General features: G+C 64.8%; 10 protein-coding genes and 1 pseudogene. 9 read left to right on the forward strand and 2 right to left on the reverse strand.

From position 1 onward, the window contains the following. Positions 1–17: 17 nt before the first annotated feature. From JJI54_RS07355 to JJI54_RS07375, 5 genes are all read left to right on the forward strand, one after another. Positions 18–2,819: a class I SAM-dependent DNA methyltransferase gene (locus tag JJI54_RS07355; RefSeq protein WP_203072219.1), complete on the forward strand. Its 2,802-nt coding sequence runs from the start codon at positions 18–20 to the stop codon at positions 2,817–2,819. Positions 2,820–2,846: 27 nt separating this feature from the next. After that, positions 2,847–4,565 (forward strand): DUF262 domain-containing protein, encoded by a 1,719-nt coding sequence (locus JJI54_RS07360; protein ID WP_203072221.1) that lies wholly within the window; start codon positions 2,847–2,849, stop codon positions 4,563–4,565. Further along, entirely contained in the window at positions 4,562–6,607 is a 2,046-nt protein-coding gene (locus JJI54_RS07365) for a DEAD/DEAH box helicase (protein ID WP_203072223.1), read from the forward strand. The genes JJI54_RS07360 and JJI54_RS07365 overlap by 4 nt, the downstream gene beginning before the upstream one ends. Beyond that, on the forward strand, positions 6,600–7,787 hold the full coding sequence (locus tag JJI54_RS07370; protein WP_203072225.1) for a GIY-YIG nuclease family protein: 1,188 nt from the start codon (positions 6,600–6,602) through the stop codon (positions 7,785–7,787). Before JJI54_RS07365 ends, JJI54_RS07370 begins: the two co-directional genes overlap by 8 nt. A 130-nt stretch (positions 7,788–7,917) precedes the next feature. After that, positions 7,918–8,754 (forward strand): hypothetical protein, encoded by an 837-nt coding sequence (locus JJI54_RS07375; RefSeq protein ID WP_203072226.1) that lies wholly within the window; start codon positions 7,918–7,920, stop codon positions 8,752–8,754. Positions 8,755–9,231: 477 nt separating this feature from the next. Here JJI54_RS07375 and JJI54_RS07380 read toward each other — a convergent pair. Continuing rightward, positions 9,232–9,402 (reverse strand): annotated as a pseudogene (locus tag JJI54_RS07380) (transposase); the annotation flags it as partial. Between the two features lie 349 nt (positions 9,403–9,751). Continuing rightward, on the reverse strand, positions 9,752–10,603 hold the full coding sequence (locus JJI54_RS07385) for a FadR/GntR family transcriptional regulator (RefSeq protein WP_203072228.1): 852 nt from the start codon (positions 10,601–10,603) through the stop codon (positions 9,752–9,754). 428 nt (positions 10,604–11,031) lie between these two features. Here JJI54_RS07385 and JJI54_RS07390 point away from each other — a divergent pair, with 428 nt between their 5' ends. From JJI54_RS07390 to JJI54_RS07405, 4 genes are all read left to right on the forward strand, one after another. Next, positions 11,032–12,696, forward strand: coding sequence for an L-lactate permease (locus tag JJI54_RS07390; RefSeq protein WP_203072230.1), 1,665 nt, complete (start codon positions 11,032–11,034; stop codon positions 12,694–12,696). 121 nt (positions 12,697–12,817) lie between these two features. Then, entirely contained in the window at positions 12,818–14,539 is a 1,722-nt protein-coding gene (gene dld / locus JJI54_RS07395) for a D-lactate dehydrogenase (protein WP_203072231.1), read from the forward strand. 32 nt (positions 14,540–14,571) lie between these two features. Then, a complete protein-coding gene (gene aceE, locus JJI54_RS07400) occupies positions 14,572–17,223 on the forward strand; it encodes a pyruvate dehydrogenase (acetyl-transferring), homodimeric type (RefSeq protein WP_203072233.1) in 2,652 nt (883 codons plus the stop codon). Positions 17,224–17,250: 27 nt separating this feature from the next. Next, the gene (locus tag JJI54_RS07405; protein WP_203072235.1) at positions 17,251–18,516 is read left to right on the forward strand and encodes a 2-oxo acid dehydrogenase subunit E2; all 1,266 of its coding nucleotides are present in this window, start codon (positions 17,251–17,253) and stop codon (positions 18,514–18,516) included. The last annotated feature ends 5 nt before the right edge of the window (positions 18,517–18,521 follow it).

Below are 18,521 nucleotides of genomic sequence, written 5' to 3' on the forward strand. Positions count from 1 at the left end.
CTGCTTGCTCCCTCCGCATGAATGCGGTCGAGATCGAGCAGGCCGTCACTGCCCTCGCAGAGCAGCCCTTCGACCGGGCCGCGTTCCCCTATGCCTTCCTGGAAGCCTTCGGCAACAAGCCGACCACGCTGAAGAAGCTGCGCTCTGGCGCCTCCAACCGCTCGGATCTGGGCGGCGTGCTGCAGACCAACAACATCCACATCGCCACCTGCGACCCCGGCGCTGTACCAGACACGCTGCGCGCGCTGAGGGCCAGCCCGGCCACCACCCGGGCGCGCGCCAAATTCATCCTGGCGACGGATGGTGAGACGCTTGAGGCGGAGGAGCTGACGGGCGGCGAGACGCTGGCCTGCGCGGTGCCGGAACTGGCCGACCATTTCGGCTTCTTCCTACCGCTGGCGGGCATCACCACCGTCAAGGAAATCCGCGAAAGCGCCTTCGATATCCGGGCCACCAGCCGGCTCAACCGCCTCTATGTCGAATTGCTGCGCGACAACCCCTACTGGGGCACGGCGGCGCGCCGGCCGGAGCTGAACCACTTCTTCGCCCGGCTGATCTTCTGCTTCTTCGCCGAGGACACGGACATCTTCCGCAAACCGCTGCTGTTCACCTCCACCGTGCAGACCATGAGTGCAGCGGATGCGGGCAACACGCATGAGGTGATCAGCGCCATCTTCCGCGCCATGAACGTGAAGCTGGCGGACCGCGCGGCAGAGCGCACGCCGCGCTGGGCCGACGCCTTTCCCTATGTCAATGGCGGCCTGTTCTCGGGCAGTGCCGAGGTACCGCGGTTCAGCCGCATCGCGCGGTCCTACCTTCTGCACATCGGCAACCTGGATTGGCGGCGGATCAACCCGGACATCTTCGGCTCCATGATCCAGGCGGTGGCCGAGGATGAGGAGCGTGGGGCCCTGGGCATGCACTACACCAGCGTCCCGAACATCCTGAAGGTGCTGAACCCCCTCTTCCTGGATGACCTGCGGGAGAAGCTGGCCGAGGCCGGCGACAATGCGCGCAAGCTGCTGAACCTGCGCAACCGCATCGCGCGCATCCGGGTGTTCGACCCTGCCTGTGGCTCGGGAAATTTCCTTGTGATTGCCTACAAGGAGATGCGGGCCATCGAGGCGGAGATCAACCGCCGCCGGCGGGAGACGGGGCGGCGCAGCGAGATTCCGCTGACGAATTTCCGCGGCATCGAGCTGCGGGATTTCCCGGCCGAGATCGCACGGCTGGCGCTGATCATCGCGGAATACCAGGCCGATGTGCTGCACCGCGGGCAGCAGGAAGCGCTGGATGAGTTCCTGCCGCTGGACACGGAGAATTGGATCACCTCCGGGAATGCGTTGCGGCTGGATTGGCTGAGCATCTGCCCGTCGGTGGGGACGGGGGTGAAGCTGGTCAGCGATGATCTGTTTGAGACGCCTTTGGAGCAAGCGCAGATCGATTTTGAGAATGAAGGCGGCGAGATTTTTGTTTGTGGAAATCCGCCCTATTCTGGGAAAGGAAAGAAGGACGACAATCAGATTTCCGAGATGAAGCGGTTGTTTGGGCATCTTACTCGTAAATACGGATACATTGATTACGTCGGATGCTGGTTCCTTCTCGCTGCCGATTATTGCAGAAAAACCGGCGCAACCTCCGCGCTCGTTGCTACCAACTCAATTTGTCAAGGCCGCCAGCTTCCTCAGCTATGGCCATTGGTGCTGAGGCATGATGTCGAGATTTTTCACGCGCATCACTCTTTCAAATGGGCGAACAACGCGGCGCGCAACGCGGGCGTGACTTGTGTGATCGTCGGGTTGGCGATGAAGAATGTGCGTACCCGCAAGACCATCAATGATGGCGAGTTCTCCCGCACTGCCGCGAACATCAACGCCTACCTGATCGATGGGGCAGATATTTTCGTCACCAGCGTGCCGCGGCCGCTTGCGCCGCTACCCGCGATGGTCACAGGCAGCGTGCCGAACGATGGCGGCCATCTGATCCTGAGCCCGCTGGAGGTCCGCTCTCTGACAGCAGAACATGCCGATGTCCGTATGTTCATTCGGCCGTTCTTCGGCTCGCAAGACTATTTGCAGGGTGCCACCCGCTCTTGCCTCATGATTGGCGACCGACATCTGGAAATGGCTCGGTCCATTCCGGAAATCGAACGTCGATTGGAGTCGGTGGCGTCGCTGCGAGCGGAGAGTGACAAGGAGGAAACGCGCGAGCTGCTCGCGGATGTTCCGCACCGGTTCCAGCACCATGGGCCTGTGCCCAGGCAGCACGCCATCATCATCCCCTCAGTCAGTTCTGAACGTCGTGAGTGGTTTCCCGCAGGGTTGGTTCCGGCTGGGACTGTGGTCTCCAATCTCGCTTTCCTCGTCAGCGATTCAGCGATTTGGCCGTTAGGCATCCTGCTGTCCCGGCTCCACCTGACGTGGATCGCCACCGTCTGCGGCAAGCTGAAGACCGACTACCGCTACTCCAACACCCTCGGCTGGAACACCTTCCCCGTCCCTATCCTTACGGAGACCAACAAGGCCGATCTTACACGCTGCGCGGAGGACATCCTGCTCGCCCGCGAAGCCCATTTCCCCGCCACCATAGCCGATCTCTACGACCCCGAAGCGATGCCCGCAGACCTGCGCGCCGCCCACGATCGCAACGATGAGGTACTGGAGCGCATCTACATCGGACGCCGCTTCCGGAACGACACCGAGCGCCTGGAGAAACTCTTCGACCTATACACGAAGATGACCTCGGGCCCCGCAGGGGCGGCGCCCAAGGCGCCGCGCAAGCCCGCACGCGCAGCCACCCCTCGCGCCAGCAGCGCCTGAAACACTGACGAAGGACACACGCCGCGCATGGAAGCCCGCAGCAAGACGATCGAGGCCTGGTTCTCCATGATCGAGCAAGCGCAGGTGAAACTACCGCGCTTCCAACGGCACGAGGCCTGGCGCCCGCGCCAGATCGCCGGCGTGTTCGAGAACATCCTGCGCGCCCCCTCACTGCCCATCGGCGTGCTGCTGGTGCTGGAGGTGGGAGATAGGGAGCTGTTCCACTCCCGACCCGTCGTCGGTGCGCCGGCGTCGTCGGTGAAGCCCAACATGCACGTCCTCGACGGGCAGCAGCGCATCACGGCCCTCTGGCGTTCGCTGACGGATGACTACCCGGACCTGCGCGTGTTCATCCGCCTGACCGGCGCCGAGCCGGCGGAGGATGTCGCGGCCAGCGACGATGATGACGAGGAGGACCAGGGACGCGTCGTGGTCGAGCGCCGATGGCTCAACAAGAAGGGCGAGCAGCAGCCCGCTTGGGCCTTCGATGATGCGCTATGCGCAGCACGCGGGCTGGCGCCCATCACTATCCTGCGCCCCGGCAGCGTGGGCGAAGCGCGGTTCAAAGCGTGGCGTAACGCACTGCGCGCGGCCAGCGCTTACACCGACGAGATGGGCGATGTGGCCAGTGACCTTCGCCAGCGCCTCGGTGGCTACGTGCTGCCCTTCCTCGAACTGCCGGCTAGCACGGCGCGCGAAACGGCACTCGAGGTCTTCAAGAAGATGAATACCTCAGCCTCGCCGCTCAAGGATTTCGACATCGTGGTGGCGCAGGTCGAGGAGGCAGTGGGCGAATCCCTGCACGACAAGATGGCCGACCTGCTGGCCGCGGTGCCGGCCGCTAAGGCGTATGGCCGCATCGAGGATCTGATCCTCGCAGTAGGCGCTCTCTTGCAGGACAAGCCGCCGCTCAAGAAGACCTATCTGGACGACAGCTACGGAAAGGGCCTGGTTGGCGCATGGCCGCAGCTTGAACAAGGGGTCCGCCTCGGCACGGAGTTTCTGGCGCAGGAGGGCCTGCTGAACGCCGATACTCTGCCGAGTGATGTTGCGGTCTATCTGACCTGCGCGATGTGGTCGGTGGCTGGTGGCTTGAAAATGGACCAGGCCGGCAACGCCCGGCAGATCATTCGCAAGGCCTTGTGGCGCGCCTGCTGCACGCATCGGTATGGCAAGACCTCCGCGACGCGTGCCTATGCTGATTTTCGCGCGTTGCGCGTCATGATGACGGCCCCTGCGCCCGAACAAGGCTGTGAGCTGTTTGATACAGCCAACTTTCCACTGCCCGGCACAGAGGAGCTTCGCGCAGCCGGTTGGCCAGGCCGAAAAGACCGGCTGCCGCGCGCCATCCTGGCCGCTGCCCTGCGCCGGCGCGCGCTGGATTTTGCGGATGGCTCACCCATCAGCCGCAGTTCTATCGGCTCCCGCGAGATGGACCACCTCTATTCGGTCAAGTTCCTGGATCGGCCCCGGGCCGATACCCTGGTGAACCGCGCGCTGAATTGCGCCCTCATCACCGACCACACCAACCGCAACAAATCCGGCACGAGGCCCAGCGTGTTCATCGCCGAGCGTGCTGCCAAGGCGAACCTTGGCATCGACACGGTGCGCCACCGCCTGGCTTCGCACCTCATTCCCCATGATGCCCTCGTGGCCGATGACTACGAGGCGTTCCTGGAGGCGAGGGCGGCGTTGGTGATGCGCGATCTCCTCCACCTGTGCGACGGGCAGGAGCCCCAGGCATGAGCCATTCCATCCCCGCCGTTTCGATCGCCTATGGCCGCCACGGTAGCTCCACACGCGCCAACGCGCTCGGCATGCGGCCGATGCAGGAACGCGCCTATGCGAAGCGAGGCGAGCAATACCTGCTGATCAAGTCCCCCCCTGCATCCGGCAAAAGCCGCGCGCTGATGTTCATCGCCCTCGACAAGTTGGCGAACCAGGGGCTGCGCCAGGCCCTCATCGTGGTGCCCGAACGCTCTATCGGCGCGAGCTTTGCCGATGAGGCACTGACCAGGCACGGCTTCTGGGCGGATTGGACAGTCGGGCCGCAATGGAATCTGTGCAACGCGCCGGGCACGGATGGCGGGAAGGTCAATGCGGTCGGCAACTTCCTGGCGGGGAACGACAAGGTGCTGGTCTGCACCCACGCCACCTTCCGCTTCGCGGTGGAAAAATTCGGTGTCGCAGCCTTCGACGACCGGCTGATCGCGGTGGACGAGTTCCATCATGCCTCTGCAAACCCGGAGAACCGCCTCGGGCTGCACCTAGCCGAGTTCTTCGCCCGCGACCGCGTGCATTTGGTTGCGATGACCGGCTCCTACTTCCGCGGCGATGCAGAGGCTGTGCTCAGCCCCGAGGATGAGGCCAAATTCGAAACCGTCACCTACACCTACTACGAGCAGCTCAATGGCTATGAGCACCTGAAGCAGCTTGACATCGGCTACTTCTTCTACTCGGGCTCCTACAGCGACGACATCCTAAAGGTGCTCGACCCTACCGAGAAGACCATCATCCATATCCCGAGCGTCAATTCGCGGGAGAGTACGAAGGACAAAATCCGCGAGGTTGAGCACATCATTGAGGAACTCGGGGATTGGCAGGGCACCGACCCCGCCACCGGCTTCCAGTTGGTGAAAACCCCCGATGGCCATCTCCTGCGCATCGCTGACTTGGTTGATGATGACGCAAGCAAGCGGGACCGCGTCTCCGCCGCCCTGAAGGACCCAGCCCAAAAGCATAACCGCGACTTTGTGGACATCATCATCGCGCTAGGCATGGCGAAGGAGGGCTTCGACTGGATCTGGTGCGAACACGCCCTCACCGTCGGCTACCGATCAAGCCTGACCGAGATTGTCCAAATCATTGGCCGTGCCACCCGGGATGCGCCAGGAAAGACCCGCGCCCGCTTCACCAACCTGATCGCGGAGCCGGACGCCGCCGAGCAGGCCGTGGCCGAGGCCGTGAACGACACGCTGAAGGCTATCGCCGCCAGCTTGCTGATGGAACAAGTCCTCGCGCCCCGCTTCGAGTTCAAGCCGAAGAAGGCGGAAAGCGGCCCTACTCCAGGCTTCGACTATGGCGAAGGCGGCTATGACCCCGCGCGATGCAATGTCGGCTTCAATGAGGAGCAGGGGAAATTCCAGATCGAAATCAAGGGCCTGTCGGAGCCAAAAAGCCCTGAGGCGACTCGCATCTGCCACCAGGATCTGAATGAGGTCATCGCCGCCTTCGTCCAGGACAAGACCACGGTTGAGCGGGGCCTGTTCGATTCGGAACTGGTGCCGGAGGAGCTGACCCAGGTTCGGATGGGGAAGATCATCAAGGACCGCTACCCGGAGCTGGATGAAGGGGACCAGGAGGCCGTGCGCCAGCACGCCATCGCAGCCTTGGCCCTGACGCAGAAGGCCAAGGAGGTCGCGCTTGGCGCCGGCGATGACGAGAAGGGGCCGAACACCGCCTTTGTTGAGGGTGTCCGCAAATTCGCCATGGATGTGCGGGACCTCGACATCGATCTGATCGACAGTATCAATCCCTTCGGTGAGGCCTATTCGATCCTGGCCAAGACCATGAGCGAGGAGAGCTTGAGGCAGGTCCAGGCGATCATCACCGCCAGACGTGTGAACCTGACGATGGAGGAAGCGCGGGACCTGGCGAAGCGCGCCTTGAAGTTCAAGCAGGAACGTGGCCGGCTGCCCTCCATCACTTCGCCAGATGCCTGGGAAAAGCGAATGGCCGAGGGTGTGGCCTTCCTCGCCCGCATGAAGGCGGAGGCTGCGCGTGGCTAAGTTCACTGATGAGGATGATGCCCTTCTCGAAGAACTTGGCGTCGAGGTTGATTCCAAGCGCGAGGGTAGCCGCACGCCCCGCGAAGAGCGGGTCATCGCGGGATTCGAGGAAATCCAGCGCTTCGTCGCCGAGCATGGCCGCGGGCCCCAGCATGGGGAGGAGCGGGACATCTTTGAGCGGCTCTATGCCGTGCGGCTCGAGCGGCTGCGGGAGCTTGATGACGCCCGGATGCTACTCGCTCCCCTCGATGACCAAGGCCTGCTTTCCGCGGGGCCTCTGGCCGGCGAGACCATCCCCGACGACATTGACGATGACGAGCTGCTCAGCCAGCTCGGTGTCGACGTGGCAGCCGCCGCCGCCATCACGGATCTGCGCCACGTGCGGACGGCGGCGGAAAAGCGCGAGGCGGAGGAGATCGCCAGCCGCGACCGCTGCGAGGATTTCGACCGCTTCAAGCCGCTGTTCCAGCAGGTACAGAAGGAACTGGATAGCGGGATCCGGCAGACACGCCCATTCGAGTTAAAGGCGGAGATTAGGCCCGGGGCGTGGTTCATCGTGGGTGGCCAGAAGGCATATGTCGCCGAAGTCGACGAGCTATTCACAAATGCGCAGGGCCGGACCGATGCCCGCCTTCGCGTGATCTTCGACAATGGCACCGAGAGCAACATGCTGATGCGCTCGCTTCAGAGGGCGCTGAACAAGGACGATACGGGGCGCAGGATCACCGATCCGGCGGTAGGGCCTCTGTTCTCGGGAGAGCAGGAGAAGGACGACCAGGCGACCGGCACCATTTACGTGTTGCGGAGCAAGTCTGATCACCCAGTGGTATCCGCCAACCGCGAGCTGGTCCACAAAATCGGCGTCACCAATACGGCAGTGCAGAAGCGCCTAGCGGGCGCACGGCTTCAGCCGACTTTCTTGATGGCCGACGTCGAGGTCATCGCGACCTATGAGCTTTTCAACATCAATCGGACTCGGCTTGAAAACCTGATCCACCGGATTTTCGACCCTGCGCGCCTCGAGATCGAAATTAAGGACCGTTTCGGAAATCCTGTTGTGCCGCGGGAATGGTTCCTGGTGCCCCTGTTCGCCATCGATGAGGCAGTGAAAAGGATCAAGGACGGCACAATCACCAGCTACGTCTACGATCCCGGTTCAGCACGGCTCCGGCGGCGGTAACACCTGTGCGAAGACGGGTAGCACGCATAATCCACGCGGTAGGGGGATGGAGGACATTCCGCGAAATTGCGGAATCTAGCCTGACTTTGGCTTTCGCCCCGGCCACCATGCAGGTGCTGGAAGCGGCACAGTGATTTTCTCGCCACAATGGCATGCGCTTGGCCGAGAGGCTGAACTGGCGGCGGAGCAGCTGGCAACAGGCGTCACCCAACTCGGGCGAGCCAACCACGCCCAAAAGGGTCTCTATTTGCAGGCATTCTTCGCCCTATCCATTGGCCTCGAGCGTTTAGCAAAGCTTGTTCTCGTCGCTGATCACGCGATCAACAACGGCGGGGCATGGATGGACGACGCGACGCTGAAGAAGGTCGGCCACGACATCGACGCGCTGCTTCGGGCTTCCGAAGCAGTCGGGCTTTCCCTCGGGTTGCAGGAAGCCTGGGGAGCGCGACCGTCTTCGCCGATCCATGCTGCGATCATCGGCAACCTGACCGACTTCGCCAAACTGAGCCGCTACTACAACCTCGCGTCGCTGTCCGGCGGCAAGGCCTCTCAACTTCCCGAGCCGATCCAGCGGTGGTGGAACGAGGTTGCGACACCTATCCTTGCTCTGCACGGAGGTGGTCGCCGCGCGATGGCTCGTAGGGATCAGGTAGCCGCATTCGCAGTGCCCCTGGAAGGTGTATCCGTGGTGATACATCATGCGGAGGGAGGCCTGCCGATCCGGTCCGTGGAAGCCATGATGCAGCAAGCGCAGTCCGCTCCTGTGGTGCAGCGCTATGGTCGGCTGTATGTCATGCAGATTATCCGGTGGCTTTCGACCATCCTCGTCGAGTTAGCTTCGAAAGGTGCTTACCAGCATCGGCTCGAAGCTTTTTTGGCTCTACCGGAGCCATTCGCGTTGTTTCGAAATGACGATACCTATTTGCTCGGACGGAAGAGATGGTCCTGCTACCGACTGGGGCACTGACAGCCGCAGATTTTCGAGGTGCTCGGCTGGCTTTGGACAGTTGGAGCGGGATCGTCAGACGCGGACTGGCTGATTGCGGCCAGGAATTCAGCGGCCAGGACCGATCGGCAGGGCAATGGTAAGCGCAACTTCTGACTGAGCCAAGTGCTACAATCTGGTGTTTTTTCAATGCCCTAAACCTTGTAGGGAAAATCACCCTACCCTCAAGGTCCGGAGAGAATTCCCTCTCTCTGCGCGGAAATCCGCGGTCATTCCCGCCGCGCACCATCTAGCCCGGCACGCAAACCGCAGCCAAACCTGCGCCTCAGCGCGGTGCCCCCGGAGGGGGAGACTATTTGTGGGAACCTCGACTGGAGCAGCGGTGGGAACCGGAATCCAACCTTCTCTGGTTGCCGTGAGACGCGTCTCGCCTGTTGAGGCGCCGATCACGTCCGTCAACGTGGTGTAAATTGCTGCGGGTTTTGATCTGGCCAAAGGTCAGGCGGCCTTGGGTGGGATTAGGAGAGTTTCGTTGGTCTGGGACGGATTGAGCAGCTCAGCCATGGCCTCGACGCCCATGTAGCGGTGCTGCAACTGCCACTCATCATTGGCTTCCAGCAGCACGGCGCCGATGAGGCGAATGATCGATGCCTCATTGGGAAAGACCCCATTAGCGGTCCCAGGGCAAGCACCGCTACATCGCCGTTACCCGCGCGTCGCCCGGCATCAGCCCTCCGCCGACCCCATAGGCAGACCAACGAGGGGTTTCTGGAGGGGGCCACCTGATCGACGAGGATGGGCCGTGAGAGGAAGCCCCCAAGCCCGTAGGCAGGGGTGCCGCGAGGCTGGTCGGCCGGGGGCGGCGGTCGATCGATTACTTCGGCCGGCGTGGCGGTGAGAAGGACGGAGCCGCGCGGTAGCGCGTCGTCCGAAAGCAACGGAACAGGCTGACGGATCGACAACCGAACACTCAGCGCGACCACCACACACAGCAATCCGCCATCATGCCCTGACGACGTCAGCCGGCACCACCCTTTGGCGGTTCCGCGGGAGGTGATTTGCGGCGATACTGCGCGGTGCCGCTGAGTGAATCCAGGTCCAGCAGGGCCAGGCGCTTGCGCGCCACCCAATCGCGCATCTGCTCGGTTTCGGCCAGCTTGAAGGCTTCGCGCACGAAATCGATATGCGCCTCTGCCGCCGCCGCAGCCCGCTGCGGCTCACCGCACAGGACGGCTTCGGCGATGGCCGCGTGCTGCTCCAGAAGCCGATCACGCGCGTCGGCACGGCCGTAGAGGAAGTTGCGATTGTAGAACACGCCGCGCGCCATCAGCTCGTAGATCGAAGCCATCACCTGACTGAGCATTGCGTTGTGGGCAGCATCGACGATCGCCGCGTGGAACTTCACATCAAGATCGGCCTCGCGTGCCGTATCGAAATCGGTGTGTGCCTCACGCATCGCCTCGATGATGCGCCTGATGATGGTGCGGTCGGTTTCGGTGGCGCGCTGCGCCGCCAGGAAAGTTGCGAAGCCTTCGGTCTCCTGGCGGAATTCGAGATAGCCCAGGAAGGCCGCTGGATGCCGGGCGAAAAGCTCAAGCATCGCCGGCGATAGCGCCGTGCCGATCAAGGCCGCGACATAGGTCCCGTCGCCTTGTCGCGCCACGACAAGGCCGCGCGCCTCGAGGGCCGCGAGCGCATCGCGCAGCTTCAGGCGTGAAACGCCCAGCCGTTCGGCCAATTCGCGTTCCGGCGGCAGACGCTGGCCGGAGCGGAGCACGCCATCGACCAGCAGGCGCTCGATCTGCTCGATCACCGCCTCGGCGACCGTGTCGACCTCAATCGGTTCGAAGGTTTCCCCGCTGACCTTCATGCGCGCTCCATCTGGCAAGCTCCGACGTGTTCGTGACAGCTACTTGGTCTGAAATCTGCACCATTCAACTCGGTATCGCCGATCCTCACCAGGATGAATTTGGCTCCGATTGGCAATCGCAGAAACGGAAAGGCGGCATATCGGGAGATGATGGCTGGCAGATGAAAACCAATCCACACGAATGATTCCTGATGACTCGCAAAGATTGGTTTATTAACTAACCCAATATGGCGCGTTCAAGGACGCCATGGGTCAACCTTCGGCTGCTCCGGGTCGTGCCTTCGCGGGCGCGGTGCCGATCGGTCGGCGGATGACATGCAAGGAGGAGGAACCACGGAAAGTACCGGCAGCACCCGACAACCGCGCGACCCGCTCCTGCGGCGCTTCGGCGCCCAAGAAACCGCCAACCCATCAAGGAACTCCATCCCATGATCTGGTCCCAGGTCTATGACCCCATGGGCAGCATGCTGCTGTCCACGCTTCTCGGCGCGCTGCCGGTCGTGGTGCTGCTCGGCGCCATCGGCATTTTCGAGATGAAGGCGCACTACGCGGCCCTGCTCGGGCTTGCCTGTTCGCTCGCCGTCGCGGTGCTGGGCTTTGGCATGCCGACAGGCATGGCGGGCATGTCCGCCGTTTATGGCGCCGCCTTCGGCCTGCTGCCGATCGGCTGGATCGTGCTGAACGTCATCTTTCTCTACCAGCTGACGAACGAGAAGGGCGAGTTCGACGTCCTGCGCAACAGCATCCGCGGCCTGTCCGATGACAAGCGGCTGCAACTGCTGTTCATCGCCTTCTGCTTCGGCGCCTTCTTCGAGGGCGCGGCCGGCTTCGGCACCCCCGTCGCGGTCACCGCGGCGATGCTGATCGGCCTGGGCTTCTCGCCGCTCGCCGCCTCCGGCCTGTCGCTCATCGCCAATACCGCGCCCGTCGCCTATGGCGCGCTCGGCACGCCGGTGATCGCGCTCTCGGCGGTGACCGGGCTCGACCTGTTGGAACTCAGCGGCATGATCGGCCGCCAACTGCCCTTCTTCTCGGTCATCGTGCCGTTCTGGCTGATCTGGGCCTTCGTCGGTTTCCGCAAGATGATGGAGGTGTGGCCTGCGCTGCTGGTCGCCGGCGTCTCCTTCGCCGTGCCGCAGTACCTGGTCTCGAACTTCCACGGGCCGTGGCTGGTCGATGTCGTCGCCGCCATCGTGTCCATGCTGTGCCTGGCGGGCTTCCTCCAGGTCTGGCGCCCCAAGGTGGCGATGAACGAGGCACCGACCGACTGGTCCTCGAAGGATCTGCCCGAGCAGCCGCTGGACCAGCAGGCGGAGAATGCGCCCCGCGGCGCCGTCATCAGGGCCTGGATGCCTTGGGTGATCCTGAGCGCCTTCGTCTTCGCCTGGGGCACTCCCCAGATCAAGAAGGCGCTGGACGGCATCTTTGCGATGCGGATCCCCGTCGAGGGGCTGCACAACCTGGTGCAGAAAGTCCCGCCCGTGGTGGCCGCCCCACACTTCGAATCGGCGATCTTCAACTTCAACATCCTGTCCATGACCGGCACCGGCATCCTGCTCGCCGCCCTGCTTTCCGGCCTTCTGCTCGGCTACCGCCCGATGGAGCTGGTGCGGATGTATGGCCGCACCTTCTACCTGATCCGATACTCGCTGGTGACCATCGCCTGCATGCTCTCGCTCGGCTTCGTCACCCGCTACTCGGGCACCGACGCCACGCTGGGTCTGGCCTTCGCCCAGACCGGCTGGCTCTACCCGCTGTTCGGCACCCTGCTCGGCTGGGTCGGCGTCGCGGTCACCGGCTCCGACACCGCCTCCAACGTGCTGTTCGGCGGTCTGCAGAAGATCACCGCGCAGCAGCTTGGCATCAACCCCGTGCTGATGGCCGCGGCCAACAGCTCGGGCGGCGTGATGGGCAAGATGATCGACGCGCAGAGCATCGTCGTCGCCTCCACCGCGACCAAGTGGTACGGGCATGAGGGAAGCATCCTGCGCTACGTGTTCTTCCACTCCATCGCCCTCGCCGTCCTGGTCGGGTTGCTGGTCATGCTCCAGGCCTATGTCCACCCCTTCACGCTGATGGTGCCCGCGCAATAGCGCCCGCGGATCGGGGCGGCCGGCCATGCCTGGCCGCCCCGATCACCCCCGCTCACCGCCTGACCAGGAAAAGATCGCGCCGCGACAAGACGGCGCGCAGCAACAGGAGGCGACCCAGGACATGTCCATCACCGAGCCATCGCCGACCGGCTTTCTCGATGCGCTGCGTGCCGCCGTCGGTGCCCAGAACGTACTGACCGATCCGCAGCGGACCGAGCGCTTCCGCCGCGGCTGGCGCTCCGGCGGCGGCGATGCCGAGGCGGTGGTCTGCCCCGGCACGCTGCTGGAATTGTGGCGCGTGCTGCAGGCCGCCGTCGCGGCCAACCGGATCGTCATCATGCAGGCCTCCAACACCGGCCTGACCGAGGGGTCCGCCCCGAACGGCAGCTACGACCGCGAGGTCATCGTCATCAGCACGCTGCGGCTGGATCGGCTGCACCTTCTGGCCGATGGGCGCCAGATTGTCAGCCATCCCGGCGGTACGCTGTATGCGCTGGAGAAGCTGCTGGCGCCGCTCGGTCGGCAGCCGCACTCGGTGATCGGTTCGTCCTGCATCGGCGCCTCGGTCATCGGCGGCGTGTGCAACAATTCAGGCGGCGCGCTGGTCCGCCGCGGCCCCGCCTTCACCGAGCTCGCCCTCTACGCCCAGTTGCACGCCGATGGCCGGCTGGAGCTGGTGAACCATCTGGGCATCCGGCTTGGCGACACGCCGGAGGAGATCCTGGGCCGGCTCGACCGCGGCGCCATCGCCGAGGCGGATATCGACTGGAATGCCGGCCGCGCCTCGGATGACGACTACGCGACGCGCGTGCGCGACATAGACGCGCCAAGTCCTGCCCGCTTCAACGCCGATCCGCGCGGGCTGCGGGAGGCCTCGGGCTGCGCCGGCAAGCTTGCCGTCTTTGCCGTGCGCCTCGATACCTTTCCCGTCGAGCAGGACGCGCAGGTCTATTACATCGGCACCAACGCGCCGTCCGACCTGACCCTGCTGCGGCGCCGCCTTCTGCGTGACCTGCCAAACCTGCCGATCAGCGGCGAATACCTGCACCGCGACATGTTCGACATGGCGCGTGTCTATGGCAAGGACACGCTGCTGCTGATCCATTGGCTCGGCACCGACTACCTGCCGCGCATGTTCGCCGCCAAGGCTCGGGCGGATGCGTGGCTGAAGAAGCGGGCCTGGGCGCCGCGCCACCTGTCGGACCGCGTGATCCAGGCCGCCGCGCGCCTGCTGCCCGAAGCGCTGCCGCGGCGCATGCTCGCCTTCCGCGACCGCTTCGAGCACCACCTGATCCTGAAGGTCGACGCCGAAAGCGTCGCCGCGACCGAGGCGATCCTGCACGAGGTTCTGGGGCCCGAGGGTTGGTTCCGTTGCGATGCGGCCGAGGCGAAGAAGGCCATGCTGCACCGCTTCGCCGCCGCGGGCGCCGTGGTGCGCTACCAGGCGGTGCACGCGGCCGCGGTGGGCGAGGTGCTGGCGCTGGACATCGCGCTGCGGCGCAACGACGCGGAATGGTTCGAGGTGCTGCCGCCGGATATCGCCGAGGATGTCGAGGCGCGGCTCTACTATGGCCACTTCTTCTGCCACGTCCTGCACCAGGACTACATCCTGCGCCGCGGTGCCGATGCCCCTGCGGTGAAGGCGCGGATGCTCGCGCTGCTCGACAGCCGGGGCGCGGAATACCCCGCCGAGCACAATGTCGGCCACCTGTACGAGGCCAAGCCGCAGCTGCGCGCCTTCTACGAATGTCTCGACCCCACCAACAGCTTCAACCCGGGCATCGGCAAGACCTCGCGGCAGCAACGTCGCTTCGCCGCCTGCCCCGACTGCCCCCCCGCCTGACCCCCCCGCCACGAGAAATGAGGAACACAGGAATGACCGCGAAGCAGGACATTGACCCGGTCGAGACCGGCGAATGGCTCGACGCCGTCGAGGACGTGATCGACCGCGACGGGACGGACCGCGCGCACTTCCTGCTCGACCGCGCGGTGGCGGCGGCGCGCGCGCGCGGCGCCAACCTGCCCTTCGGCGCCACCACCGGCTACATCAACACGATCCCCGCCGACCAGCAGCCCGCCTTCCCGGGCGATGTCGAGCTGGAATGGCGCATCCGCACCATCAACCGCTGGAACGCGATGGCCACCGTGGTGCGGCGGAACAAGGAAAGCTCCGAGTATGGCGGCCACATCGCCAGCTTCGCCTCCTCTGCCGTGCTCTACGATGTCGGGCTCAACCATTTCTGGCGCAGCCGCACGGCCGAGCACGGCGGTGATCTGGTGTTCTTCCAGGGCCATGCCATCCCGGGCATCTACGCGCGTTCCTTCCTGGAAGGCCGGCTGACCGCCGACCAGCTTGACCGCTTCCGGTCGGAGACGGATGGCGATGGGCTGTCGAGCTACCCGCATCCCTGGCTGATGCCCGACTACTGGCAGTTCCCCACCGTCTCGATGGGCCTGGGGCCACTGATGGCGATCTACCAGGCGCGGTTCATGAAATACATGCACAACCGCGGCCATATCGACATGGCCGATCGCAAGGTCTGGGCCTTCCTCGGCGATGGCGAGATGGACGAGCCGGAATCGCTCGGTGCCATCGGCCTCGCGGCACGCGAAGACCTCGACAATCTGATCTTCGTGGTGAACTGCAACCTCCAGCGCCTGGACGGGCCGGTGCGCGGCAACGGCAAGATCATCCAGGAGCTGGAGGGCGATTTCCGCGGTGCTGGCTGGAATGTCGTCAAGCTGGTTTGGGGCTCGGGCTGGGACGCGCTGCTGGAACGCGACGTCACCGGGCGCCTTCGGCAGTTGATGGAGGAGACGGTCGACGGCGACTATCAGGCCTTCAAGTCCAAGGGCGGCGCCTATACCCGCGCGAATTTCTTCGGGAAGTACCCGGAAACCGCCGCCCTCGTCGCCGACATGTCGGATGAGGAGATCTGGAACCTGCAGCGCGGCGGGCACGATCCACACAAGGTTTTTGCGGCCTTCGACCGGGCGGTGAAGACCAAGGGCCAGCCCACCGTCATCCTGGCCAAGACGGTCAAGGGCTACGGCATGGGTGAGGCCGGCGAGGGCCAGAACATCACCCATCAGCAGAAGAAGATGGCGGAGGACCAACTGCGCGCCTTCCGCGACCGCTTCCGCATCCCGGTGGCCGATGCCGAGCTTGCCAAGGCGCCCTATGTCACGCTCGACAATGCCTCCAAGGACTATCTGCTGGCGCGGCGCGCGGCGCTGGGCGGGGCCTTCCCGCAGCGCATCCATGCAGCGCCCAAGCTGGAGATCCCGGAGCTCGTCGCCTTCGAAGCGTTGCTGAAGGACAGCGGCGCGCGCGAAATCTCCACCACCATGTGCCTGGTGCGGGCGCTGAACACGCTGGTCCGCGACAAGGCGATCGGCCGACACGTCGTCCCGATCGTGCCGGATGAAAGCCGCACCTTCGGCATGGAAGGGATGTTCCGCCAACTCGGCATCTACAGCCCGAAGGGCCAGCTCTACACGCCCGAGGATGCCGACCAGCTCTCCTACTACAAGGAAAGCCGCGACGGGCAGGTGCTGCAGGAAGGCATCAATGAGGCCGGCGCGATGGCCGACTGGATCGCCGCGGCCACCAGCTATGCCGTGCACGGCGTGCCGGTGATCCCCTTCTACATCTACTACTCGATGTTCGGCTTCCAGCGGGTGGGCGACCTGGCCTGGGCCGCCGGCGACAGCCGGGCGCGCGGCTTCCTGGTGGGCGGCACCGCCGGGCGCACCACGCTGAACGGCGAGGGGTTGCAGCATCAGGACGGGCACAGCCACATCCTGGCCGGCACCATCCCCAACTGCGTCTCCTACGACCCGACCTTCGGCTACGAGGTCGCGGTGATCGTGCAGGACGGCCTGCGGCGCATGTTCGTCGAGCAGGAGGATGTCTATTTCTACATCACCGTCGGCAACGAGAACTACCCGCATCCCGCCATGCCCGACGACGTGGAGGAGGGCATCAAGCGCGGCCTCTACCGCTTCGCCGCAACCGCGACGCCGACGGAGCGGCATGTGAACCTGCTGTCCTGCGGCGCCATCTTCCGCCAGGCGGAACGGGCCGCGGCCCTGCTGCTGGCGGATTTCGGCATCACCGCCGACCTGTGGTCCGCCACCAGCCTGAACGAGTTGGCCCGCGAGGCGCAGGACGTCGCGCGCCACAACCGGATGCACCCCACGGAAGCGCCGCGCATCCCCTATGTCACCGCCACCCTGGGCGCCGCCGCGGGTCCGGTGATCGCCGCCACCGACTACATGAAGGTCTATGCGGAGCAGATCCGCGCCTTCGTGCCGCAGGCCTTCCATGTGTTGGGAACGGACGGCTTCGGCCGCTCCGACAGCCGTGTCCGCCTGCGCCGCCACTTCGAAGTGGATGCCGAGCACATCGCCGCCACCGCGATCTACGCGCTGTTCCAGGAGGGGAAGGTGACGGCCGCCGAGGTCGAGGCCGCCTACGCGCGTTACGCGATCGATCCCGGCAAGTCCAATCCGCGCACCGCCTGATCACAGAACCCCAAGGGAAGACATGCCATGTCGATGATCGAAGTGACCGTGCCGGATATCGGCGATTTCAGGGATGTGCCCGTCATCACCGTGATGGTGAAGCCGGGCGACCATGTGGCGGTCGATGACCCGCTGATCGAGCTGGAATCGGACAAGGCGACGCTCGAAGTGCCCTCGCCCGCGGTGGGCGATGTGCGGGAGATCCGCCTGAAGCCCGGCGACCGCGTCTCGCAGGGCGCGTTGATCCTGCTGCTCGAGGTGGCCGATGCGCGCGCTCCCGTCGCCCCCCCGAATCCCGCCGGGACGCAGGAACCGGAGGCGCAGAAGCCGCAGGCCATGCCCACCGCCGCCATCGCACCAGCCCCGGCGGCGGCGACGCCCCCTGCCATCGGGCACGCATCCCCGTCGGTGCGGGCCTTCGCCCGCCAGCTTGGCATCGATCTGGCGAAGGTCACGCCCTCGGGCCGCAAGGGCCGCATCCTGCGCGAGGACCTGACCGCCGCCGTGAAGGCCACGGCGCCCGCGCCCGCGCCCGCCCCGGCGCCCAGCGGCGGCATGGGCATTCCGCCCATCCCGGTGGTGGACTTCACGAAATTCGGCCCGGTCGAAGATGTCGAGATGGCCCGGATCAAGAAGCTCTCCGGCCCCGCGCTGCATCGCTCCTGGCTCAACATCCCGCATGTCACGCACCAGGAGGAAGCGGACATCACGGGCATCGACGCCTATCGCCGCGAACTTGACGATGCGGCGAAGCCCGAGGGCTACCGCGTCACGCTGCTGTCCTTCCTGATCAAGGCCAGCGTCAGCGCCCTGAAGACGCACTGGGAGGTCAACAGCTCGATCCATCCCGATGGCGACAAGCTGATCCGCAAATCCTACTGGAACATCGGCTTCGCCGCCGACACGCCGCAGGGCCTGGTGGTGCCGGTGATCAAGGCGGCCGACCGCAAGGGCATCGTCGAGATCTCGAAGGAACTCGGCGAGCTTTCGGCCAAGGCACGCAAGGGCGAGCTGAAGGGGCCGGACATGCAGGGGGCGACCTTCACCATCTCCTCGCTGGGCGGCATCGGCGGCACCGGCTTCACGCCCATCGTGAACGCGCCGGAGGTGGCGATCCTGGGTGTCACGCGCTCGCGCATGGCGCCGGTCTGGGACGGCGAGAAATTCATCCCGCGCAACATGGTGCCCCTGTCGATGAGCTACGACCACCGCGCCATCGATGGTGCCCTCGCGGCGCGCTTCTGCGCCACGCTGAAACACCTGCTCGGCGACGTCCGCCGGCTGGTCCTGTGAGGAGC

The organism is Falsiroseomonas ponticola (genome assembly GCF_016805305.1).
In the GTDB taxonomy this organism is placed as follows: Bacteria; Pseudomonadota; Alphaproteobacteria; order Acetobacterales; family Acetobacteraceae; genus Falsiroseomonas; species Falsiroseomonas ponticola.

Coding starts and splice junctions, on each gene's coding strand:
- JJI54_RS07360 (WP_203072221.1), top strand. CDS start 2,847: ATGGAAGCCCGCAGCAAGACGATCGAGGCCTGGTTCTCCATGATCGAG.
- JJI54_RS07365 (WP_203072223.1), top strand. CDS start 4,562: ATGAGCCATTCCATCCCCGCCGTTTCGATCGCCTATGGCCGCCACGGT.
- JJI54_RS07390 (WP_203072230.1), top strand. CDS start 11,032: ATGATCTGGTCCCAGGTCTATGACCCCATGGGCAGCATGCTGCTGTCC.
- JJI54_RS07405 (WP_203072235.1), top strand. CDS start 17,251: ATGTCGATGATCGAAGTGACCGTGCCGGATATCGGCGATTTCAGGGAT.
- JJI54_RS07385 (WP_203072228.1), bottom strand. CDS start 10,603: ATGAAGGTCAGCGGGGAAACCTTCGAACCGATTGAGGTCGACACGGTC.
- dld (WP_203072231.1), top strand. CDS start 12,818: ATGTCCATCACCGAGCCATCGCCGACCGGCTTTCTCGATGCGCTGCGT.
- aceE (WP_203072233.1), top strand. CDS start 14,572: ATGACCGCGAAGCAGGACATTGACCCGGTCGAGACCGGCGAATGGCTC.
- JJI54_RS07355 (WP_203072219.1), top strand. CDS start 18: ATGAATGCGGTCGAGATCGAGCAGGCCGTCACTGCCCTCGCAGAGCAG.